This is a genomic window from Flagellimonas ochracea, assembly GCF_009903685.1.
GTDB lineage: Bacteria > Bacteroidota > Bacteroidia > Flavobacteriales > Flavobacteriaceae > Flagellimonas > Flagellimonas ochracea.
Map to the genome: position 1 here is coordinate 115136 of NZ_JAAABI010000001.1, position 21187 is coordinate 136322.

18 protein-coding genes are annotated in these 21187 nt (G+C 41.4%); 3 read left to right on the top strand and 15 right to left on the bottom strand.

Annotated features, from left to right (window positions below; all coding sequences use genetic code 11):
* Positions 1-70 precede the first annotated feature (70 nt).
* Positions 71-307 carry a hypothetical protein gene (locus GTQ34_RS00590; protein ID WP_166521822.1) on the top strand — a complete coding sequence of 79 codons (237 nt, stop codon included), beginning with the start codon at positions 71-73 and terminating at the stop codon, positions 305-307.
* A 135-nt stretch (positions 308-442) separates the two neighbouring features.
* On the opposite strand, the gene GTQ34_RS00595 is transcribed toward GTQ34_RS00590, so the two are convergent.
* From GTQ34_RS00595 to GTQ34_RS00640, 10 genes are all read right to left on the bottom strand, one after another.
* On the bottom strand, positions 443-2020 hold the full coding sequence (locus GTQ34_RS00595; protein WP_166521823.1) for an amidohydrolase family protein: 1578 nt from the start codon (positions 2018-2020) through the stop codon (positions 443-445).
* A gap of 8 nt (positions 2021-2028) precedes the next feature.
* Positions 2029-4542: a M14 family zinc carboxypeptidase gene (locus GTQ34_RS00600; protein ID WP_166521824.1), complete on the bottom strand. Its 2514-nt coding sequence runs from the start codon at positions 4540-4542 to the stop codon at positions 2029-2031.
* A gap of 44 nt (positions 4543-4586) precedes the next feature.
* Positions 4587-5804 carry a sensor histidine kinase gene (locus tag GTQ34_RS00605; RefSeq protein WP_166521825.1) on the bottom strand — a complete coding sequence of 406 codons (1218 nt, stop codon included), beginning with the start codon at positions 5802-5804 and terminating at the stop codon, positions 4587-4589.
* A gap of 162 nt (positions 5805-5966) precedes the next feature.
* Positions 5967-9329, bottom strand: a complete 3363-nt coding sequence (secA, locus tag GTQ34_RS00610; RefSeq protein ID WP_166521826.1) for a preprotein translocase subunit SecA — start codon at positions 9327-9329, stop codon at positions 5967-5969.
* A 134-nt stretch (positions 9330-9463) separates the two neighbouring features.
* Positions 9464-9688: a DUF2795 domain-containing protein gene (locus GTQ34_RS00615; protein ID WP_013551418.1), complete on the bottom strand. Its 225-nt coding sequence runs from the start codon at positions 9686-9688 to the stop codon at positions 9464-9466.
* Between the two features lie 125 nt (positions 9689-9813).
* Positions 9814-10371 (bottom strand): cob(I)yrinic acid a,c-diamide adenosyltransferase, encoded by a 558-nt coding sequence (locus tag GTQ34_RS00620; protein WP_166521827.1) that lies wholly within the window; start codon positions 10369-10371, stop codon positions 9814-9816.
* 55 nt (positions 10372-10426) lie between these two features.
* Positions 10427-10894 (bottom strand): DUF423 domain-containing protein, encoded by a 468-nt coding sequence (locus GTQ34_RS00625; RefSeq protein WP_166521828.1) that lies wholly within the window; start codon positions 10892-10894, stop codon positions 10427-10429.
* Positions 10895-11126: 232 nt separating this feature from the next.
* Positions 11127-11624, bottom strand: coding sequence for a hypothetical protein (locus GTQ34_RS00630; protein WP_166521829.1), 498 nt, complete (start codon positions 11622-11624; stop codon positions 11127-11129).
* A 32-nt stretch (positions 11625-11656) separates the two neighbouring features.
* Positions 11657-13534, bottom strand: a complete 1878-nt coding sequence (locus GTQ34_RS00635; protein WP_166521830.1) for an ABC-F family ATP-binding cassette domain-containing protein — start codon at positions 13532-13534, stop codon at positions 11657-11659.
* A 21-nt stretch (positions 13535-13555) separates the two neighbouring features.
* The gene (locus GTQ34_RS00640; protein WP_166521831.1) at positions 13556-14725 is read right to left on the bottom strand and encodes a lipoprotein N-acyltransferase Lnb domain-containing protein; all 1170 of its coding nucleotides are present in this window, start codon (positions 14723-14725) and stop codon (positions 13556-13558) included.
* Between the two features lie 100 nt (positions 14726-14825).
* Here GTQ34_RS00640 and GTQ34_RS00645 point away from each other — a divergent pair, with 100 nt between their 5' ends.
* The gene (locus tag GTQ34_RS00645; protein ID WP_166521832.1) at positions 14826-15557 is read left to right on the top strand and encodes a CDP-alcohol phosphatidyltransferase family protein; all 732 of its coding nucleotides are present in this window, start codon (positions 14826-14828) and stop codon (positions 15555-15557) included.
* Here GTQ34_RS00645 and lptB read toward each other — a convergent pair.
* From lptB to GTQ34_RS00665, 4 genes are read right to left on the bottom strand one after another with little or no spacing between them, the layout of a single operon-like run.
* Positions 15554-16294 (bottom strand): LPS export ABC transporter ATP-binding protein, encoded by a 741-nt coding sequence (gene lptB / locus GTQ34_RS00650; protein ID WP_166521833.1) that lies wholly within the window; start codon positions 16292-16294, stop codon positions 15554-15556. The genes GTQ34_RS00645 and lptB overlap by 4 nt on opposite strands.
* Positions 16295-16351: 57 nt before the next feature.
* A complete protein-coding gene (locus tag GTQ34_RS00655) occupies positions 16352-16702 on the bottom strand; it encodes a carboxymuconolactone decarboxylase family protein (protein WP_166521834.1) in 351 nt (116 codons plus the stop codon).
* Positions 16692-17528, bottom strand: a complete 837-nt coding sequence (gene tatC / locus GTQ34_RS00660; RefSeq protein WP_166521835.1) for a twin-arginine translocase subunit TatC — start codon at positions 17526-17528, stop codon at positions 16692-16694. The genes GTQ34_RS00655 and tatC overlap by 11 nt, the downstream gene beginning before the upstream one ends.
* Entirely contained in the window at positions 17528-18493 is a 966-nt protein-coding gene (locus GTQ34_RS00665) for a KpsF/GutQ family sugar-phosphate isomerase (RefSeq protein ID WP_166521836.1), read from the bottom strand. Before GTQ34_RS00665 ends, tatC begins: the two co-directional genes overlap by 1 nt.
* 181 nt (positions 18494-18674) lie before the next feature.
* Here GTQ34_RS00665 and recQ point away from each other — a divergent pair, with 181 nt between their 5' ends.
* A complete protein-coding gene (gene recQ / locus GTQ34_RS00670) occupies positions 18675-20873 on the top strand; it encodes a DNA helicase RecQ (RefSeq protein ID WP_166521837.1) in 2199 nt (732 codons plus the stop codon).
* On the opposite strand, the gene GTQ34_RS00675 is transcribed toward recQ, so the two are convergent.
* Entirely contained in the window at positions 20870-21181 is a 312-nt protein-coding gene (locus GTQ34_RS00675) for a CCC motif membrane protein (RefSeq protein ID WP_166521838.1), read from the bottom strand. The two genes, recQ and GTQ34_RS00675, sit on opposite strands and share 4 nt — an antisense overlap.
* Positions 21182-21187: the final 6 nt, after the last annotated feature.

The window sequence follows — 21187 nt, forward strand, 5'->3', positions numbered from 1 at the left end:
CGTTAAGCGACATAAATCAGAACTAGGAAGCAGGTGATGGTACATTTACCATGTAATAAAAACCCAAATCATGAAAACAATATTCACCTTCATCGCGATCATCTTCTTCGGAACAGCAGCTATGGCTCAGAATGATAGTAAAGAAGTTAAAGTGGCTACTACTGCCGCTGGTGTTGAATTGAATATTGATATTACGAAAGCTGACAAGAGCGAAACCGAAGTTGCTAGATTGTACAAGTTCAAAAATTCCAGAATTAAAAAAGAACTTGCTTTTAGAACTAAAAACAACCGATCTAAATTGGTATAATCATGATATTGGGAATTTTAATTCCACTGACACTTTTTTTCAGTTTGGCCTTCGTAATATCCGCGATAGCCTTCTCGCTTCGAAAACGAAGAGGTCAATCCTAAAAACCCTTAAGAACGGTATACATTACAGAAGCTATTCTAACCCTGGTTGTTTTATCTTGTAGTTTAATTTTTGTTTTTCTTGTTGCACAGTCTTCTTTACATCCTCTAAAAGTGCTTTTGCGTCATAGATAACACCGTCCTTTATGGTGTAAGAAACACCACCTACTCGAACCACTTCGTTATCTTCGGTCAATTTAATAGCTCCTGTGCCGTATAGTACCTTAAGATTTTTTAATGGGTTTTCGGAAACAATAACGAAATCGGCCAATTTACCTACGGAAACAGTACCAATTTTATCTGCCATGCCCAAAGCTTCTGCACCATTCAACGTGGCAGAACGAATTACCTCCAAGGGATGGAAACCGGCTTCTCGTAGCAGTTCCATTTCACGGATATAGGCGAAACCATAAAGTTGAAAAATAAATCCGGAGTCGGAACCCGTTGTCACTCTACCACCTCGATTCTTGTACTCGTTGACAAAAGTCATCCAAAGTTTGTAATTCTCACGCCAGGCCACTTCTTGTTCGGTACCCCAATCGTGCCAATAGGAGCCATGTGAAATTTTACTGGGTTGGTAAAAATCCCAAAGGGATGGCAGCGTGTAGTCCTCATGCCATTCGGCTCTTCTTGCCCTATGTAAGTCACGGCTGGCTTCATAAATATTTAACGTTGGGTCCAAAGTAAAATCCAAGCTAATGAGTTCGTTCATGACGTTGTTCCAATGCTCGGAATAAGGTTTGGCGGCCTGTTTCCATAGTTTACCAGCTTCTTCAAACCTATGTTGCTCATTTTGATAGTTGTAGTCCAAGGGATAATCCTGAACGGTTCGGTCCTCAAAGAGTGCCTCTGGAAGTCCGTACCAATGTTCCATACTGGTCAGCCCGGCCCTTGCGGAATTCAATACGTTCCAACGGGCCACATCTAGTTGCGCATGATGACAAGCGGAACGCAGGCCCAATTTTTTGTTCTCATCTAGGGCTGCTGCCATTATTTCTGGAGGGGCTCCAAAGAATTTGATGCCATCCGCGCCACGCTCCGCATTGGCACGGACCCATTTTCTAGCTTGTTCAGGGGTGCTTATGGGGGCATCATTCAACGGGTTGAAATCATTGGTTTTTTGCCCAAAGATGGTATGGGTAATTATTCTGGGGGCAATAATTTCGTTTTTCTGACTCTTCTTTTTTAGGTCCATGGACCAATCAACACCTCTTCCTCCAACTTCCCTAACCGTTGTAACACCGTGGCCCATCCATAATTTAAACACATAATCTGGCGGTGCTCCCTGCGCTTGTCCTCCAATATGGGTGTGCATGTCCACAAATCCTGGAAGCAGGTACATGCCCGAGCAATCGAGCTCCTTGCCTCCGGGTTTTAGCTTTGGCCTCTTGGAGTCGTCGATTTTTACGCCTGGATACCCCACCACTTTTATATCAACGATTTTATTGTTTTCTACGACAATGTCAATGGGGCCCCTTGGAGGTGCTCCGTTTCCATTGATGAGCATCACTCCTCGAATAATAAGTTGTGGAAAAGGACCTTCACTTAGTTCTTCCTGCCCTTGAATTGTGGAAAACAGCAGAAACAGTAGTAAGAAAGCTATTTTTTTCATAGTTAAGGTTATTCTGGAATTTCAATTTTATTGCCTAAAAAAAGTGCGTTTAAAAATAATCGGTTGGTGCCGTACCAAGAACCCCTAAAATTGGGACTGTCCGCAAAAAGCACAACGCGGCCGGAACCTACCTTGCTCACTATAAGAGAGGCTGAAGGTTTTAGGTTTTCTTCTAGGTTTTTCTTCGAGATGAAACCATCTATATGTGGACTTTTAGAATATTTGGCTACCGTAGCGTACTCATTTTTGCTGGGTGCCAGCCAAACCGTATTGTTCTTATATATAGGGATAGAGGCATCTCTATAACCAAAGGCCAAAGGATGGGTCATATCCAAATCAACTTTTAAAATAATGCCACCCACTCTTTCCTTTCCAAGGTTTTCTGGGGCATCCACATAGGGCTTGCGTTCTACAGTTGCGGTGGAATCCTTTTCTTCTTCTGTGAGCTTTTCCTTGACCAGTTTTTTGTCCACGGCCCATTTGGTAGCTGTTCCGATGGTAACCAATGTATTCCCCTTGCTTACCCAATCTTTGATTTTATCAAACTGTTTTTCTGAGAAGTCATAGCTTCCAGATACAATTACCAGTGTATTATATTTGTCCAAGTTGGTCTGACCAAAATTTCGCAAAGGAATTTTGGTAATGGGCATATGGACCCGGGTATCGAGCAAGTGCCAAACCTCTCCTGCTTCATAGGACCGAACGCCGTGTCCAATTAGCATGGCCGCTTTGGGTTTTGTGATGGGTTCCACATATCGGCTTCCTAGATCAATGCCCTTTAAACTGTATCCCGAATTGACCGCGAACATCGGCACCTGATATTTCTCTTGGGCTTCTCTCACCAATTGGTAAACCATATCCGCTTCCTTTTTCTGCAAACTCACAGGAACCACCAAAGCTCCATAATTGAAACTTTTGTCACCAGAGGTCGTTTTCACCGTGAAAGGTTTAAATGAGGAAGAGACAACCAAGCCTTCAGTTTGAAGGAAGTTCAACACCGCTACCGCATTGTAGTCATCATAATCGATAATGTAGGCATACCTTGATTTTTGAACCGCACTTGGTTTGACCAAATCATCAAGAGATGTAACTTTTTCACCAAGATTTAAACCAGTGACAGGCTCATATTTCATATTATAAAAGTTGGCCACAGACCAAGCTGAAGCATCGTAGTAGACACTGTCCCTGTACTTATCGTATGTTTCAAACATGGTCTGTACCATGCGATATTGGGGTTGTTGGGTAGGAACGACAAACTTGTCACCAGGTTTATATACATCAATTTCATGAAGGAGCAACTTGTCGACAAAAGCTTTCACCCGGTTGGGATCATGCGCATCACCGAAAGAATACCCTTTAACCCTACTTTTTGAGGCATTTGACAATGCGCTTTTAAAGAAATTTTGTTGATATTTCCGCATCATGGCCTTGTTTTCCACGGCAGCCTTTACGGTGGTTATACTGGAGGTATACTGATTTCTTATGGTAAACGGAAAAGTAATTTCCCCAAAAGCGGTTTCCTGTTTGTGACCTCTGGAGCTGGCCTGCTCAAAAAGTAGCCCCAGACCACCCTGCAAGTCAGGGTAGGAGGAGCCATAGCCAGGATATGTGCCGTCAAAGACCTCTTTGGTGAAGTAAAAGGAACCTATACTATCCAACGCCTTTGAAAAATAATCCCCGAAAAGATTATTGAGGTCTATATAGTTTTCTTTGGGCATGATGGGATTTAAGGAACCATTGTCCTTCATGGGTTCAAAAAAGTACGAGCTCTGGCTTCCCATTTCATGAAAATCGGTTACGACATTGGGATACCACTGGTGGTACCAAGTTAGTTTGCCACGGCTTTCAGGATTTATGCCCAAGAGCCAGTCGCGATTAAGGTCGAACCAATAGTGATTGGTTCTTCCCCTTGGCCAGTATTCGTTATGTTCGGCATCTTGTGGATCGCCCACCAAAGGATTTCCTTGATACGTGTTGGCCCATTGCGTATGCCTATCCCGACCATCTGGATTTATGGTGGGGTCGATAAAAATAACCGCATTGTCCAGATAGTTCAAGATTTCTGGATTGTTGGATGCCACCAAAGTATACGCAGTCAATAGTGCTGCTTCTGAGCTGGAGGGTTCATTACCATGCACGTTATAGGCCAAATTGATGAAAATGGGAACATCGTCGTAATTGGATGGGTTCTGTGAAGGGTCTACGAAGCGTAGATGCTGTTGTTTCAACGCATCCAAATCTGTATGGTTTTTTGGTGATGTCACAGTGAGCATGACCAATTTTCGCCCTTCATGGGTTTTTCCGTATTCATGAATGGTAGCTCTTTCCGATACTTCGGCCAGCTTGGTCAAATACGCAACGATGAGATCGTGTCTTGTGTGGTGTTCACCTATCCCATAGCCCAAATATGTTTCTGGTGACGGTATTTGGGAATCGAACGGATGAAATTTTTTGAAGAAGTAGTCTTGGGCAGATAGTGAAGTACTTAGAAAAAGCACTCCGAGCAGTAATTTTTTCAACATTCGGACGAAGATTTCTGTTAATCTTCTAAAGATAGGAAAACGATTTAATCAACCGAATTGAATTCTTCAACAACTTCCTCGAACACCATTCTATAATAGGTGCCTTTTCGTTTATAGTCCCGTGTGATGGAACCTCGAAGTTGTCGGGCGAGATTGTAGATCAGTTTTAAGCCCAGCGATTTTGTGTTTTTGGAGTTAACGTCCTCGGGATAGCCCACCCCATTATCTCCTAAATACATTTCGTACCTATTATCCAAAAGCTTGCGTAAAGAAATCTCAATTTCACCCTCGCCATCATCCCTAATACCATATTTAAGGGCATTGGTTATGGTTTCGTTGATGATGAGCCCTAAGGGAATCACGGTGTCAATACTAAGTTTGTTGTCCGGAATATCCAATTTTACTTTCACCTGGTCGGAATTGCCCTTGACAGAACGTACCAAGTACTCACAAAGTTCCTTAACATAGGGTCTTAACTCAATTTTGGACAAGTAATCATCTCGTTTGTAAAGCATTTCATGTACCATGGCCATGGATACCACCCTGTTTTGACTACTCTTGATGAGGTTGCTTATTTTTTCATCATCAATGGTCCTGGATTGCATGCTCAAAAGACTGGATACGGTCTGTAGGTTATTCTTTACCCGATGGTGGACTTCTTTCAAGAGAGTTTCCTTTTCTTGAATTCGCTCTTGTATTTCGTTTCTGGATTTATACAATTTATGATGCGCACGCAATAAATTTCTTCCGAAAACCCCGCCCAATAGATAGATGGCAAAAACTGCGCTTAAAAAGGCAAACCAGTTTTTCGATTCCTCTGGAATGGTATTCGTTCCGATTCTAAAATCTCCCAATTCATACAAAAACAAAATGGCCAATACTGCTAAATTGATTATGAGGTAGAATTGTCCATAAACTTGGGTGGTGACATAGCCCGCAAATACAACAATTGCCAAAACAAAGATGAAAGGACTTTGTATGCCCCCGCTGAACAAGACGACAATAATTGCACCTGCCATAGCAAGAATGGAAGTAAGGTTATAGGTGATCACCAACTTTTTATGCGATTTAAAAAGTACGGTATTCAAAATATTTATCACCGCAAAACCAATAAACGTGTAGGGAATAACACCTTTTATATTTAAAAATGAATAGCATACGATACCAAAAAGAATCGCGAATAAAGAAGAATTGTAATTGACCTTTAGTATCAAATCGACTTTGTCTTGTAAACGATATCTGTCCTTAATAGGATTACTCATATGCTGCGTCGAATTCTTCTTGTACTACAAAAAAGGTTGAAAAAGGCGTAGTAAAGTAGCTATTTATGGGGTGATTCTGCTGTAAATCTAAACTTTGTTTTTGATATAATCAAAAGCGACAGCTATAAAAGCTGTCGCCACAATATTACGTTCTGTACTGTATTAATCTTCTATCAATACCCATTCACCTTTATCGATGAGTGGTTCGGCTTGCTTGTACTTTACCGTCTTACTTTCCCCAGACATGATATTCTTGATGGTGACTCTGTCATTTCTTCCAATCTTTGGTTTTTCTCGAATAATTGTTTCGGTCACCTGTGGTCTTCTGCCCTGGGTTTGTCCTGCAGCCCTATTTTGAGCCGCCAATTCATCGCTGTTCGGAATTTCTTCCTTGGATGTTTTCAGATTCTCCTTGGGTCTTCGTACCGTTCTGGCCTCTTGAATTTGATTGGTGTTCTCAGAGGGAAGTTCTCCTTTGTACAAGAAAGAAATAACCTCTTTGTTCACCTTGTCTATCATTTCCTTGAAAAGCTCAAAGGCTTCGAACTTGTAAATCAACAAAGGGTCTTTTTGCTCATGAACCGCCAACTGCACCGACTGTTTTAGCTCATCCATCTTGCGCAAATGTGTCTTCCAAGAGTCATCAATAATAGCAAGGGTTATATTTTTCTCAAAGTCTGTGATCAATTGCTTTCCATCGCTGTTGTAAGCTTTCTCCAGATTGGTGACCACATTCAAGGTTTTTATACCATCTGTGAACGGCACAACAATACGTTCGAACTTGTTGGCTTGATCTTCATATACCTTTTTGATTACCTGGAATGCAACAGTTGCACTACGTTCCATTTTTTGCTGGTAAAAATCGTAGGCTGCTTTGTATACCGTATTGGCAATTTCCTGAAAGTTTTGTTTTTTAAATTCTTCCTCGTCCATTGGTGCGGTAATGGAGAAATATTTTATGAGCTCGAACTCAAAGTTTTTGTAGTCTTCGGCCATTTTGTTGGTCTCGGCAATCACCTCGCAGGTATCGTAGATCATGTTGGCAATATCCACTTTTAATCGCTCCCCTTGCAAAGCGTGTCTTCTCCGTTTGTAGACCACTTCCCGTTGCGCGTTCATCACATCATCGTACTCTAAAAGTCGCTTACGGATACCGAAGTTGTTCTCCTCCACTTTTTTCTGGGCACGCTCTATGGATTTGGTCATCATGGAATGTTGGATCACTTCTCCTTCTTCCAAGCCCATGCGGTCCATCATTTTGGCCACACGGTCCGATCCAAACAAACGCATGAGATTGTCTTCCAAGGAAACGTAGAATTGTGAACTTCCTGGATCTCCTTGACGTCCAGACCGTCCTCTCAACTGTCTGTCCACCCTTCTTGAATCGTGTCGTTCGGTTCCAACAATCGCCAATCCTCCTGCTTTTTTCACCTCGTCGGAGAGCTTAATATCCGTTCCACGACCTGCCATGTTGGTCGCTATGGTAACAACGCCAGCATTTCCAGCTTCGGCCACAATATCGGCCTCTTTCTTATGTAATTTGGCGTTCAATACGTTGTGCGGAATCTTCCGAACACTCAAAAGTTTGGAAAGAAGCTCTGAAATTTCCACGGAGGTGGTACCAATCAAAACCGGCCTTCCTGCCTTGGAAAGTTGTGTGACTTCCTCAATTATGGCATTGTACTTTTCTCGTTTGGTCTTATAAATTAAATCATTTCGGTCATCACGCGCAATGGGCCTATTGGTTGGAATTTCCATGACATCCAACTTGTAGATTTCCCAAAACTCCCCTGCTTCGGTCACCGCTGTACCGGTCATCCCAGCCAGCTTGTTGTACATCCTGAAATAGTTTTGAAGCGTAATGGTGGCGAAGGTTTGGGTCATGGCCTCAATCTTCACATTTTCTTTGGCCTCTATAGCTTGGTGCAGACCATCTGAGTATCTTCTACCGTCCATAATACGACCGGTTTGCTCATCGACGATCATTACCTTGTTGTCCATGACCACATATTCCACATCCTTTTCAAAAAGAGTATAGGCCTTTAGCAGTTGGGTCATGGTATGGATGCGTTCGCTTTTTACGGCAAAGTCTTTAAAGAGATCTTCCTTGAGTTCGGCTTCTTTTTCAATTTCGAGCTCTTGCTCCTCTATTTTGGCTATTTCACTACCTATATCGGGCATAACAAAGAAGTCTTTGTCCTGATCTCCAGAAATATAATCAACCCCTTTGTCTGTGAGTTCTATTTGATTGTTTTTTTCGTCAATTACAAAGAGCAGCTCGGCATCCACCTTGGGCATTTCCCGATTGTTGTCCTGCATGTAAAAGTTCTCGGTCTTTTGCAAAAGTTGCTTTACACCCTCTTCACTCAAAAATTTGATGAGGGCCTTATTTTTTGGCAGTCCTCTATGTACACGAAGCAATAATAAGCCTCCTTCCTTGGTATCGCCCTCTTTGATAAGTTTTTTGGCTTCGGCCAAAACTCCTGTAAGATATTGTCGTTGCATTTGGACAATATCAAAAACCTTTGGTTTTAGTTCATTGAATTCGTGCCGATCTCCTTCAGGTACGGGACCGGAAATGATCAATGGGGTCCGTGCGTCATCTATCAATACGGAATCCACCTCATCCACAATAGCATAATGGTGTGGACGCTGTACCAAATCGCCTGGGGTGTGGGCCATATTGTCACGCAAATAGTCAAAACCAAATTCGTTGTTGGTTCCATAAGTGATATCAGCATTGTACGCGGCCCTTCTTCCATCAGAATTTGGACGATGCTTGTCTATGCAGTCCACAGAAAGTCCATGGAATTCAAAAATGGGCGCCATCCATGTGCTATCACGCTTGGCCAAATAATCGTTGACCGTGACCAGATGTGCCCCTTTGCCCGCCAAGGCATTCAGATATAGGGGAAGTGTGGCCACCAAGGTTTTACCCTCTCCAGTCTGCATTTCTGCAATTTTTCCTTGATGCAGGGCGATACCGCCAATGAGCTGTACATCATAATGGACCATATCCCAAGTAACCTCTTTACCCGCCGCATCCCATGAATTTTTCCAAACGGCATTATCTCCTTTCAAGGATACATAGTCCTTCGTGCCAGATAGCAACCGGTCAAACTCGGTGGCTGTGACGGTCAAGGTTTCGTTGTTGGCAAAGCGTTTTGCGGTTTCCTTTATAACCGCAAAGGCTTCGGGAAGCATGTCATTGAGGGTTTTTTCAGAGATTTTGTATGCTTCCTCGTTAAGGCTATCTATTTCGACGTAGATTTCTTCATTCCGGTCTATGTCGTTGGAGTTTTGTACTTCTTCCTGCAGGGCTGCAATCTTCTGATTGATTTCTTTGCAATCTGCCGCTATCTGTGATTTAAACACAACTGTTTTTTCTCTTAGTTCGTCATGTGTTAAACCTTCCAGTTGCTGCTCAAAGGATTTTATTTCTTTCACCAAAGGTTCCAGTGCCTTTACGTCTTTCTGCGATTTATCTCCTACAAATACCTTTAGTACGGAATTAATAAAGCTCATGAAATTATTTTTCTTTTGATGTGCAAAAGCTATTCCATAGTCCGGAGTGAAGTGAAAACTTTTGCTAGGGTGTCAAAATTACATAAAAAAAAGCCTCAAAAGAGACTTTTTTACGGGGTTTGTTTTCTTGAAAGTTAATATTCATCCTCGTTCCAGAGGTAATCTTCCTCTGTGGGATAATCGGGCCAAATTTCTTCGATGGACTCATAAATTTCGCCACCTTCTTCTTCCATGCTCTGTAGGTTTTCAACAACCTCCAAGGGCGCTCCTGTTCGGATTGCGTAATCTATTAGTTCGTCTTTGGTGGCTGGCCACGGTGCATCACTTAAATATGAGGCTAATTCTAATGTCCAGTACATAGTAACGGTTTGATTTTAAATTTTTTGCAAAAATAATTTTTAAACACAATTTGTCAAGCAAAATCGCAATTAATTAAAGATTATTTTGAAACTGACAAAATTCTAACGCCAAAAAAGCGATTTTATTAGTCCAATTTCTCTGGAATCCACTTAACCTCCTTTGCTTTTACATCTCTTGACAACTTTCGTGCCAACACAAAAAGATAATCGGATAACCTGTTTATATAGGAAAGCAATGCTTCAGGAACGGGCTCTTGCTCGTGCAAGTAGGAAATCATGCGCTCGGCCCTTCGGCAAACTGTTCTGGCAATATGACAGTATGACACGATGGTATGCCCGCCAGGGAGGATAAAGTGCGTCATCTCAGGTAGATTTTCATTCATTTGGTCCATTTCCTTTTCCAGCAGTTCGATGTCTTGGTTGTTTATTCTTGGAATTTTAAGCCGGCTGTCCTTTTTAGGCTCGGTAGCCAAGATTGAACCTACGGTAAACAGCTTTTCCTGGATCAATGCAATCGTTTTTTGGGAATGGGAATCAATCTTTTGATCACGAAGCAGACCAAGGAAGGCGTTAAGTTCGTCTATGGTTCCGTAGCTCTCTATTCGGATATGATGCTTGGGAACCCTAGTGCCGGTGAACAATGCCGTGGTGCCCTTGTCTCCTGTTTTGGTGTAAATTTTCATAGTGGTCAGTGGTCATCTTTAGCGTTTCCTAAATTTGCGAAATAGCCTTCTTTTTCTAAAGCTCCAATATTCCAGAAATTAATGACTTATATTCTTCAATATCCTTTTCAAATTTCCTTTGTATAGCAATCCACAATATAATTCCCAATGCTAATATCATTCCTCCAAGTATAAAGATTGAGCCACTGCCACTTATTCCAGAGATTATCGCAATTAGCAAACCCAAACCCAAAGCAATATGTGTAAATATTACCAACGACATTAAAAAGTGTTGATTAAAGTGAATTTCTATATTGGTCTTGTTTTCAGTGTTTACTTTCAACAATTTTCCATTAACAATAGTCCAGTTTTGGAATGCCATATACCAAACAAAAAGTATCCGTTTACGCACTTTAAAAGTCAATGAATTATTTTCATTATTCTCCATATCAAAAACAAATCCATTATCAGGTCCAAGTGCGGATTTTAATTTCTTACTAATTTCTTTAGGATTATTTTTCACTTCAAAATTCCATGCTTTCATATTTTCCCTTTAAATTTTTGGCGACTCATTGCTCATTGCCAATTGTTCAATGGCTATTGCTCATTGTTTCTTTCATTTCTGCGTTTCCCTTCCATGAACTTGCGCGACCTTCTTCGCTTGTTGGCCCTTTTGTTTCGGAATAGAATAACGAGGTATATCAACCCCAATACCACTAGAATGTACCATATTGTGTTGTCTGTAGATGCATATTCCATAACTTAAAATTACTTTTTTAAATCCGAATGGTGAAATGTTGTTTCACTTGTTCTTTCCGAATGAAAATGGCCCCACAATAAAACATATCGATGCTCACAGAAATCTCCGGTAACTTCGTTAGTTCTGCCCAATCCTGCTGTTTTTTTTGATTTGCATGTATGGAATTCACTAAAATCATGCTGTCATTATGAAACACTCTTTCATGAAGAAGTGCATGGAATCCTAATTTATCCAATTGATTTATAAACAAAACGTCCCTCGGACTGTCCTCGAAATTGATTTGGTGAAATTTGTTGCTGATTTTCCTTTTTATCGCTTCGTTATTTTCGAGATACACTTTTTCTGCTTGAAAATAGTGAATGCTATTCATTAGCACATTAAGGGCCTTATCCCTTGAAAATCTTTTTTTGGAATATAGACACTGGGTCACATAGTTGAATACAAAAGGGGAGTGCACACCGTGGGCATTGGTGGATTTTACCAAAAACTTTAAATATGCTATAAACTTGAACATAAACACCCCCGTGGTCCTCTCAAAGGGACATATTAATCATCTAAAATGGAAGAAAGCTCAAACCAACGTTCTGTTTTAGCTTCAATGTTGTCTGATACTTCCTTGAGTTGAATGGAGAGTTGGTCGATTTCATCACCCGTTAAATCTGGGTTCCCAAACTTGTGCTGCAGTACTTCTTTCTTTTCCTCCAGTTTTTGGATTTCCCTTTCCAAATTCTTGTATTCCTTTTGTTCCAAATATGAAAGCTTTCTGGAATCATCCTTTTCTTTCCATTGTGTTTTTTGAGGCTTGGCTGTGCCATTCTCCTTGTTTTGCCTTTCTACCGCAACCTGACTGTTTTCATAAATCCTGTAGTCGGAGTAGTTCCCAGGAAAGTCTTCTATGATTCCATCGCCTTTGAAAATGAACAAATGATCCACAATTTTGTCCATAAAATAGCGATCGTGGGACACTACGATCAAACATCCCGGAAAGTCCAATAAAAAGCTTTCTAGCACATTCAATGTTACGATGTCCAAATCATTGGTGGGCTCATCCAATATCAAAAAGTTTGGGTTTTGGATGAGCACTGTACATAAATAAAGGCGTTTTCGCTCTCCACCACTCAGTTTTTCTACAAAATCGTATTGTTTTTTACGATCAAAAAGAAAGCGCTCCAATAGCTGCTGTGCCGAAATTTGTTTTCCTTTTTTTAGGGGAATATAATCACCAAACGCTTTGATGACATCAATTACTTTTTGTCCTTCTTTAACCGGAATGCCCTTTTGGGTATAGTAACCAAATTTTAGTGTGTCGCCCACGACAACTTTGCCACCGTCAATAGTTTCATTTTGGGTTAAGATGTTCAAGAAAGTGGATTTCCCGCTCCCATTTTTTCCAATGATGCCCACACGCTCACCTTTGGTGAAGGTATAATCGAACTTGTCCAAGATCAATTTATCACCATAGAATTTGGAAACCTTGTGCAATTCTAAAATCTTACTTCCAAGGCGTTCCATGTTCAACTCCAATTGTACTTGGTGCTCCTGCCTTCTTTGGTGTGCCCGTTGCTTAATTTCCTTAAAATCATCTATCCTCGATTTGGATTTGGTGGTTCGTGCCTTGGGCTGTCTACGCATCCATTCCAGTTCTTTTTTGTAGAGCAGTTTGGATTTGTGTTGCTCTACCGCTTGTCGTTCAAAACGGGCTTCCTTTTCTTTCAGATAATAGGAGTAGTTTCCTTTGTAGGTATAAAGTTGGTTGTTGTCCAGTTCAATGATTTCGTTGCAGATACGATCCAAAAAATATCGATCGTGGGTAACCATAAAAAGCGTAATGTTCTCTTTGGTGAAGTAAGTTTCCAGCCATTCAATCATTTCAAGGTCCAAATGGTTGGTAGGTTCATCCAAAATGAGCAACTCAGGATTTTTGAGTAAGGCGTTGGCAAGGGCCAAGCGTTTTTTTTGTCCGCCAGAAAGTGTGCTCACTTTGGCATCAAGCTGGGTCAATTGTAGTTTAAAGAGAATTTGCTTGTACTGGGTTTCAAAATCCCAGGCATTGTTCCTTTCCATGGCTTCGAAGGCCTTTTGATATTTTTCGGCATCATCCGGATTCTCAACGGCTTTTTCATAGGCCGCAATAATCCTTAAAACCTCATTGTCCGTTGCAAGGATGGTTTCTTCAATGGTGAGCGCAGGGTTTAGTTGGGGCTCTTGTTCCAAAAATGCAATTTTGGTGCCTTTTCGCAGAGTTACTTGTCCAGTTTCGGAAACATCCTTACCTGATAAAATATTGAGAATGGAGGTTTTGCCACTCCCATTTTTTGCAATGAGCGCAATTTTTTGGTCTTTGTTAATACCAAAAGAAATGTTGGAGAAAAGAACTAACTCACCATAAGATTTTGATATGTTTTCTGCCGTCAAAAGGTTCATGCAAACAATTTATATATGGAGTTAAGGGTGTGCCATTTTAATGTTAAAGGCATACCTGATACCCAAGGTTAACATTATGGGAATAACAACCGGTGAGAAAATCTGGATTTTTAAAATCCAAAGCAGCATCAAAACCGCAAATAGCGAAAGGAGAAACCAAAAATACTTGATACACCAAGAGGGTAGTTTAGGCTGAAAAATTAAGACAAACCCCGCCACTAAGTTGACTGGAAAAGCCCATAGCAGGTTAAAATTATAGGGGGTTGAGGTATGGTCGGTGGCCACCCATAATAAAAATAGAACGGTTCCGACTAACCCTGTCAACAGCAATAATGAAAAATCCAACCACTTACTTTTTGTTTTGTGCCTATAATCCAAATAGGTAATGATCGTCGTGAAAATCAAAAGTAAAAGAAACCAGAAAAGCGGAGATAGCGGAAAAAAGTCATTGTTTGTATGTTCGCTATAGTCCAATACCGTGCGTTCCCTTTTCACCAAGGGTTCTCCATTTTTTGTTGTATTGTCCATTTGGTACATGGTGTAGTAGGGCAGGAACATATGTTCTTTTACGGTTGCTTTTCGATCCACCACCGACCCAAAGGCCAAATCGATTCCGAAGGCACCCCAAGAATTAACGTTCAAATGCTGCCGAACCAACTGCCTAAAGGTGTACCGTTTTTCAAGATGTGAACCCTCAAAAACAATGGCATCGCCATAAAGATTTTTTAAAATATCACCAGTAATACTGGAGCAATTGTACCAAAGCGGGTCATAGAGGTAGTCACGATTTTGAGGGAGATAGTTGTTTTCCAGATAGGCGTGTATCCGGTTTTTTTCTTCGAGCGTAAAATCGAAGATTTGTTCCTTTACCCATCTTTTTTCAAGTTCATACTCGAAAAGGAAGGCATCAAAACTTCTTCTGGACAGGGAATAAATGAGTTTTCCCTTAACAAAGTTGAGATAGAAATTGGGTCTGTTAAAATCAAAGGTGCCATAGTTGTAGACCACATCGATCCCCAATTCAGGATCTTGGACCCGAATGGCGGTATGGCCGAACGCGTAATACAACTCATCCCCGGCCGAACAGGTGAGCAAGCTTACTTGTGACTTATGCGTTAGTTGTGGTGCTTGAGAAAATACCTTTATCCCGAGGCACAGACATGCTATAAAAAGAATAATGTGAAGTCTCATCTCAAATTATGTCTGGCAAATATCAAAATAAATATGGCTCTGTGGCACATCAAAATCAATCTCGTTGATTTTTCTCTTATTTTTACGGAAATCTGACCATATGAAGCAATATATCCCGAACCTATTAACACTTTTCAATGTTTTTAGTGGTTGCGTGGCTGTTATGTTCGCTGTGTTGAACCGTTTAGAGCTGGCAGCACTATTTGTTTTCATAGGAATTCTGTTCGACTTCTTAGATGGATTGGCCGCACGGTTATTAAACGTGCGAAGCGAAGTAGGTGTGCAATTGGATTCTTTGGCAGATATGATTACCAGTGGTTTGACTCCGGGCGTTATCATGTTTCAATTGTTGGCCATGGCGGAACGAGGTGGTTGGAATCTCGGTTTTTTTGGTCATGACACGGAGATGACCCTACTTCCTTTTTTGGGATTTGTAATCACCATGGCATCGGCATATCGTTTGGCCAAGTTCAATGTGGACGAAAACCAAGTTTATTCTTTTAGGGGATTGCCCACTCCGGCAAATGCCTTGTTGATTCTTTCCCTGCCCTTGATTTTATTGTACCACAATAATGAAATTTTGAGTGGAATAATACTCAACCAATGGTTTTTAATAGGGTTGACATTGGTAAGCGCCTACCTGCTGAATTCCAACATAACCCTCTTTGCTTTAAAATTTGCCAATTGGAGTTTTAGGGATAATGCAGTGCGCTATTTATTTTTGATAGGGAGTTTGGTCCTCATATTGACCCTTAGGTTTTTGGCGATACCGCTAATCATCCTGTTTTATATTTTGGCTTCCCTTTTGATGCCTAAAACAGAAGTGGATTAAAAATCCAATTTCTTTTTTCTAAGTTCAAAATTTTGTCCCAGATATACTTTCCGGACCATCTCATCCACAGCCAACTCTTCAGGAATGCCAGCTTTTAAGATTCCTCCCTCGAACATTAAATAAGACCGCTCGGTAATGGCCAAGGTTTCCTGCACATTGTGGTCAGTAATAAGGATGCCGATATTTTTGTTTTTAAGCTGTGCCACGATTCGTTGAATGTCCTCTACAGCCACTGGGTCCACCCCGGCAAAGGGTTCATCCAGCAAAATGAACTTTGGGTCAGTCGCCAACGCACGTGCAATTTCGGTACGTCTCCGTTCACCGCCAGACAGCAAATCACCACGATTTTTTCGAATGTGTCCCAATCCAAACTCATCAATCAAGGATTCCATTTTCATATGCTGTTCCTTCTTGCTCAGTTTGGTCAACTGCAAGACGCTCAAAATGTTATCTTCAATGCTCAATTTTCGAAAAACAGAGGCTTCTTGGGCCAAATACCCTATGCCGTTCTGGGCTCTTTTGTACATGGGAAAATTGGTGATTTCCATATCGTCCAAAAAAATTTGCCCTCCGTTTGGCTTGATGAGCCCTACAATCATGTAAAATGATGTGGTTTTTCCCGCGCCGTTGGGACCCAAAAGGCCCACAATTTCACCTTGGTTTACTTCAAGCGATATGCCTTTGACCACTTTTCGCCCTCTATAGGCCTTCATTATATTTTCTGCGCGTAGCTTCATACGAATTTGCCAAAACTAATCATATTCTATTTCTATGAATGATTCTTTGGGTTTTTTTTAAGCCTCGTTTTCTTCCAAATCCTCCCAAAATTCATAGGCGCGTCTCAAATGCGGAATAACTATTGTACCGCCCACCAGCGTTGCTATTCCCAAAGTTTCCATTATCTCTTCCTTATTGGCACCTGCTTTTTTGGAACTCTCCAAATGATACTTCACACAATCATCGCAACGGAGCACAGCAGATGCAACTAATCCAAGCAATTCCTTGGTCTTTACATCCAGGGCACCAGCCATATAGGCGTTGGTGTCCAAGTTAAAGATGCGTTTGATGAGCTTGTTGTTTTCATCGAGCAACTTGTCGTTCATCTTAGAACGATAGTCGTTGAATTCTTCGACTTTATTTGGCATTTGCTTTTTCTTTTTTAGCTTCCCTTTTTAGGACTATTTTAGAAATATGGATACTTATTTGGTATAAAATAAGTACAGGAACCGCTACCACAATTTGGCTGGCCACATCGGGAGGGGTAATAATGGCCGAGAAAACCAATACGATCACCATGGCTATTTTTCGATACTTCCTAAGAATTTCTGGCGTCACCAGTCCGACTTTTGTCAAAAAGAAGATGATGATGGGCAGCTCGAACATAATCCCACAGGCAATGACGGATGCCCTTACCGTAGCAATAAATGAACCAATATCAATTTCATTGAGCACCTCCTTACTCACCTGATACGTGCCCAAAAAGTTGATGGATAAAGGCGCTACTACATAATATCCGAATAGTACACCCATAAAGAACAGTAAAGAAGCGGTCAATATAAACCCCCTTGAGTACTTTCGTTCCTTCTCATAAAGTCCTGGGCTAATGAAGCGCCACAACTCCCAAAGCACATAAGGAAATGCAATGATGAATCCAGCCCAGATAGAAGTCCAGATGTGGGCCGAAAATTGCCCTGCCATGGTTCGGTTTTGAATGGTAAAAGGCAAGGATTCACCACAAAACTCAGAGTCAATCCCGAAAAAGGTGGCTATTCTACAGAAGAATCTGTAGGTTGGAAAATCCATTTTTTTGGGACCAAAGATTACCGTGTCAAAAATGAAATCTTTCATTACAAAAGCAACGCAGCCAATAATCACGATTGCCAGTGTGGATCGTATCAAGTGCCAACGCAGTTCTTCCAAATGGTCCAAAAAGGACATTTCGTCGTATTTTTTCTTTGCTTCGTCAGCCATTATAGGATTCCCTCGTTTATAAGATTATGGATATGGACCACACCGGCATACGACCCATTGTCAAATGCCAAAAGTTGCGAAATGCCTTTTTCCTGAAGCAGGTTCAACGCTTTAATGGCTAGCATGTCCACCTCAATGGATTTCGGGTTGGAAGTCATGATGTCCTTAGCGGTAAGGTCGCTGATGTTATCATGTTTGCTCAACATTCTTCGAATGTCACCATCTGTAACAATACCCACGACCTTTCCTTGTTTCATAACAGCCGTGACGCCCAGCATTTTTTCAGAAATTTCCACAATCACCTCCTTAACACTACTATTAACGTCGACCTCCGGTTTTTGATTATTGACCACAATGTCGGCAACCCTGAGGTAAAGTTTCTTACCCAAAGACCCTCCAGGATGATATTTGGCAAAATCTGAACTGCTAAAGCCCCGCAGCTCCAAAAGACAAATCGCCAAGGCATCGCCCATCGCCATCTGAGCTGAGGTACTTGTTGTAGGAGCTAGATTGTTGGGACAGGCTTCCTTTTCCACAAAGGTGTTCAACACAAAATCAGCCTGCTTGGCCAAAATTGAATCCATATTTCCTGTTATCCCGACCAATTTGTTCTTTGCTATTTTAATTAGGGGGAGCAGGGCCTTTATCTCTGGGGTGTTGCCACTTTTAGAGAGACAAATTACAATGTCATTTTCCTGTATAGTTCCCAAATCTCCATGAATAGCATCAGCTGCGTGCATAAATATGGCGGGGGTTCCTGTAGAATTTAGCGTGGCAACAATTTTTGAAGCTATTATGGCGCTTTTTCCCACACCGGAAACCACCACTCTTCCTTTAGATTCAAAAATGTGTTGTACCGCATGGGCAAACTGTTCGTCAAGTTGCCCGATAAGATTGTGAATGGCCTTGCTTTCCGTCTCAAGGGTCCGTTTTGCTATCGATAAAATAGATTGGATATCGCTCAAGGTAATTAACTGATTAGCTAGATTGTATTCCTAAAAGAATGTGTTATATTTAAGATTACAAAACTAATCAAACTATCCTTTACAAACCACGATGAAAAATGGAATACCTTTTGCATTGGTTTGATATTGGAAATTTGAACTTCTCCAGCCTTATCAGGTTGATATAAATGATAATACGGAAATGAGCCTTACGAGTACCGATTTACACTCCTCACTGAAGAAATATTTTGGTTTTTCAAAGTTTAAGGGACTGCAAGAAAAGGTGATAGAGAACATCCTTGAAGATAGGGACACCTTTGTGATCATGCCCACAGGAGGTGGGAAATCGCTGTGCTATCAGCTACCTGCCCTTATGAAGGAGGGCACCGCTATTGTGGTATCCCCATTGATTGCCTTAATGAAGAACCAGGTAGATGCCATCCGGGGGATTTCTGAGCAAACAGGAATAGCCCACGTGCTCAATTCTTCCTTGACCAAAACCGAAGTGAAACAGGTGAAAGAGGACGTGGTCAATGGTTTGACCAAGTTGTTGTACGTAGCTCCCGAATCCTTGGCCAAAGAGGAGAATGTGGAGTTCTTAAAAAAGGTCCATCTTTCTTTTGTGGCCGTGGATGAAGCCCATTGCATTTCCGAATGGGGGCATGACTTTAGACCGGAGTATCGAAATCTTAGAAGCATTATTGACCGTTTGGGGGATAATATTCCCATAATTGGACTCACGGCTACGGCAACCCCAAAGGTACAAGAGGATATTATTAAAAACCTGGCCATGACAGATGCCAAGGTATTCAAGGCATCTTTCAACAGACCCAATCTATTTTACGAGGTAAGGCCTAAGACGCAGAATGTGGATGCGGATATTATCCGTTTTGTAAAGCAGAATCAAGGAAAATCTGGAATTATCTATTGCCTAAGCCGAAAACGGGTGGAAGAGCTGGCACAAGTACTTCAAGTAAATGGCATTAGTGCAGTTCCCTATCATGCAGGATTTGATGCCAAAACCAGGGCCAGATACCAAGATATGTTCCTAATGGAAGAAGTGGATGTGGTCGTGGCGACTATTGCTTTTGGTATGGGGATAGACAAGCCCGATGTGCGCTTTGTGATTCATCACGACATTCCCAAGAGTATTGAAAGTTATTATCAGGAAACCGGAAGGGCCGGTCGGGATGGAGGAGAAGGTCATTGTTTGGCCTTCTATGCTTATAAAGATGTAGAAAAGCTGGAAAAGTTCATGTCAGGCAAACCTGTGGCCGAACAGGAAATTGGTAATGCCCTTCTACAAGAAATTGTGGCTTACGCCGAAACATCCATGTCACGAAGAAAGTTTATCCTACATTATTTTGGAGAGGACTTTGATGAGGTAAATGGTGAGGGTGCTGATATGGACGACAATGCCCGTAACCCCAAACCTAAGGAAGAGGCTAAGGATGAAGTATTGAAACTCCTACGGGTAGTCAAGGAGACCAATGAAAAATTCAAAACCAAGGAAGTAGTAAAAATACTGGTGGGCAAGGTCAATGCCATGATTTCCTCCCACAAAACCGATGAAAAAGAGTTCTTCGGTACTGGTTCAGAAAAAGATGAGTCTTATTGGATGGCGTTGGTGCGACAGGTTTTAGTAGCGGGGTTGCTAAAAAAGGAAATTGAACGCTATGGGATATTGCATTTGACCTTAGCGGGAGAAGAATTTTTAAAAAATCCAAGGTCTTTTCAAATGACAAAAGACCATGTTTATTCCGAGGAAAATGATCAAGCCGTAATTACAGCAGCAAAATCAAATGGTGCAGCCGATGATATGCTTTTAAAACTGCTTCGGGATTTAAGAAAAAAAGAAGCAAAAAAGCTAGAAGTGCCTCCCTTTGTGGTCTTTCAAGATCCTTCACTTGATGATATGGCATTGAAGTACCCTATCTCCATGGAAGAACTTGTTAATATTCAGGGCGTGGGAGAGGGTAAGGCCAAAAAATATGGCAAGCCTTTTGTAAGTCTTATTGCTTCTTATGTGGAAGAGCATGATGTGGTAAGACCTGACGATCTTGTGGTGAAAAGCACTGGAGCCAATTCAGCGCTTAAATTATACATCATCCAAAGTGTTGATCGCAAGTTAGCTTTAGATGATATCGCATCCGCCAAAGGACTGGAGCTCTCAGAACTTATAAAAGAAATGGAGCAGATTGTATTCAGCGGCACGAAATTGAATATCGGTTATTGGATTGACGAAATTCTCGATGAAGACCAACAAGAAGAAATCCACGACTACTTTCTGGAGGCCGAAACCGATTCCATTTCAGAGGCCGTGGAAGAGTTCGAGGGCGATTACGAAGATGAAGAACTACGCTTATACCGACTCAAATTCATAAGCGAGGTGGCGAATTAGTATCCACCATCCCATTCCCCAGCTGATATCATCGCCACGATGAATCCGAAATACAGGATTAATAAAACCAGTGAAATAATGGCAAACGCCAATCCAATATAGGATAGTATTTTACCTGTTTTCACATTGCTATAATCCGTATAGCCCTCTGGATTTTGTTCGTAAAGCTTGGTGGCTGTCTTGGCTTTTGTCAATCCTATAATGCTGAAAATAGCTCCGAAAGGCCCACAGCAAAACAAAGTGCCAACGATGGACAAGATGCCCATCGTCAATACAGTTCCTGCTCCTGGCAAGGGTTGTTGACTCATAAAATA

Bases quoted from the DNA above. Each gene is read 5' to 3' on its own strand.
- GTQ34_RS00605 (WP_166521825.1), bottom strand. From the start codon at position 5,804: ATGAGTAATCCTATTAAGGACAGATATCGTTTACAAGACAAAGTCGAT.
- GTQ34_RS00590 (WP_166521822.1), top strand. From the start codon at position 71: ATGAAAACAATATTCACCTTCATCGCGATCATCTTCTTCGGAACAGCA.
- secA (WP_166521826.1), bottom strand. From the start codon at position 9,329: ATGAGCTTTATTAATTCCGTACTAAAGGTATTTGTAGGAGATAAATCG.
- GTQ34_RS00625 (WP_166521828.1), bottom strand. From the start codon at position 10,894: ATGAAAGCATGGAATTTTGAAGTGAAAAATAATCCTAAAGAAATTAGT.
- GTQ34_RS00620 (WP_166521827.1), bottom strand. From the start codon at position 10,371: ATGAAAATTTACACCAAAACAGGAGACAAGGGCACCACGGCATTGTTC.
- tatC (WP_166521835.1), bottom strand. From the start codon at position 17,528: ATGGCTGACGAAGCAAAGAAAAAATACGACGAAATGTCCTTTTTGGAC.
- GTQ34_RS00645 (WP_166521832.1), top strand. From the start codon at position 14,826: ATGAAGCAATATATCCCGAACCTATTAACACTTTTCAATGTTTTTAGT.
- GTQ34_RS00640 (WP_166521831.1), bottom strand. From the start codon at position 14,725: ATGAGACTTCACATTATTCTTTTTATAGCATGTCTGTGCCTCGGGATA.
- recQ (WP_166521837.1), top strand. From the start codon at position 18,675: ATGAGCCTTACGAGTACCGATTTACACTCCTCACTGAAGAAATATTTT.
- GTQ34_RS00675 (WP_166521838.1), bottom strand. From the start codon at position 21,181: ATGAGTCAACAACCCTTGCCAGGAGCAGGAACTGTATTGACGATGGGC.
- GTQ34_RS00630 (WP_166521829.1), bottom strand. From the start codon at position 11,624: ATGTTCAAGTTTATAGCATATTTAAAGTTTTTGGTAAAATCCACCAAT.
- GTQ34_RS00595 (WP_166521823.1), bottom strand. From the start codon at position 2,020: ATGAAAAAAATAGCTTTCTTACTACTGTTTCTGCTGTTTTCCACAATT.
- GTQ34_RS00600 (WP_166521824.1), bottom strand. From the start codon at position 4,542: ATGTTGAAAAAATTACTGCTCGGAGTGCTTTTTCTAAGTACTTCACTA.
- GTQ34_RS00655 (WP_166521834.1), bottom strand. From the start codon at position 16,702: ATGCCAAATAAAGTCGAAGAATTCAACGACTATCGTTCTAAGATGAAC.
- GTQ34_RS00635 (WP_166521830.1), bottom strand. From the start codon at position 13,534: ATGAACCTTTTGACGGCAGAAAACATATCAAAATCTTATGGTGAGTTA.
- GTQ34_RS00615 (WP_013551418.1), bottom strand. From the start codon at position 9,688: ATGTACTGGACATTAGAATTAGCCTCATATTTAAGTGATGCACCGTGG.
- lptB (WP_166521833.1), bottom strand. From the start codon at position 16,294: ATGAAGCTACGCGCAGAAAATATAATGAAGGCCTATAGAGGGCGAAAA.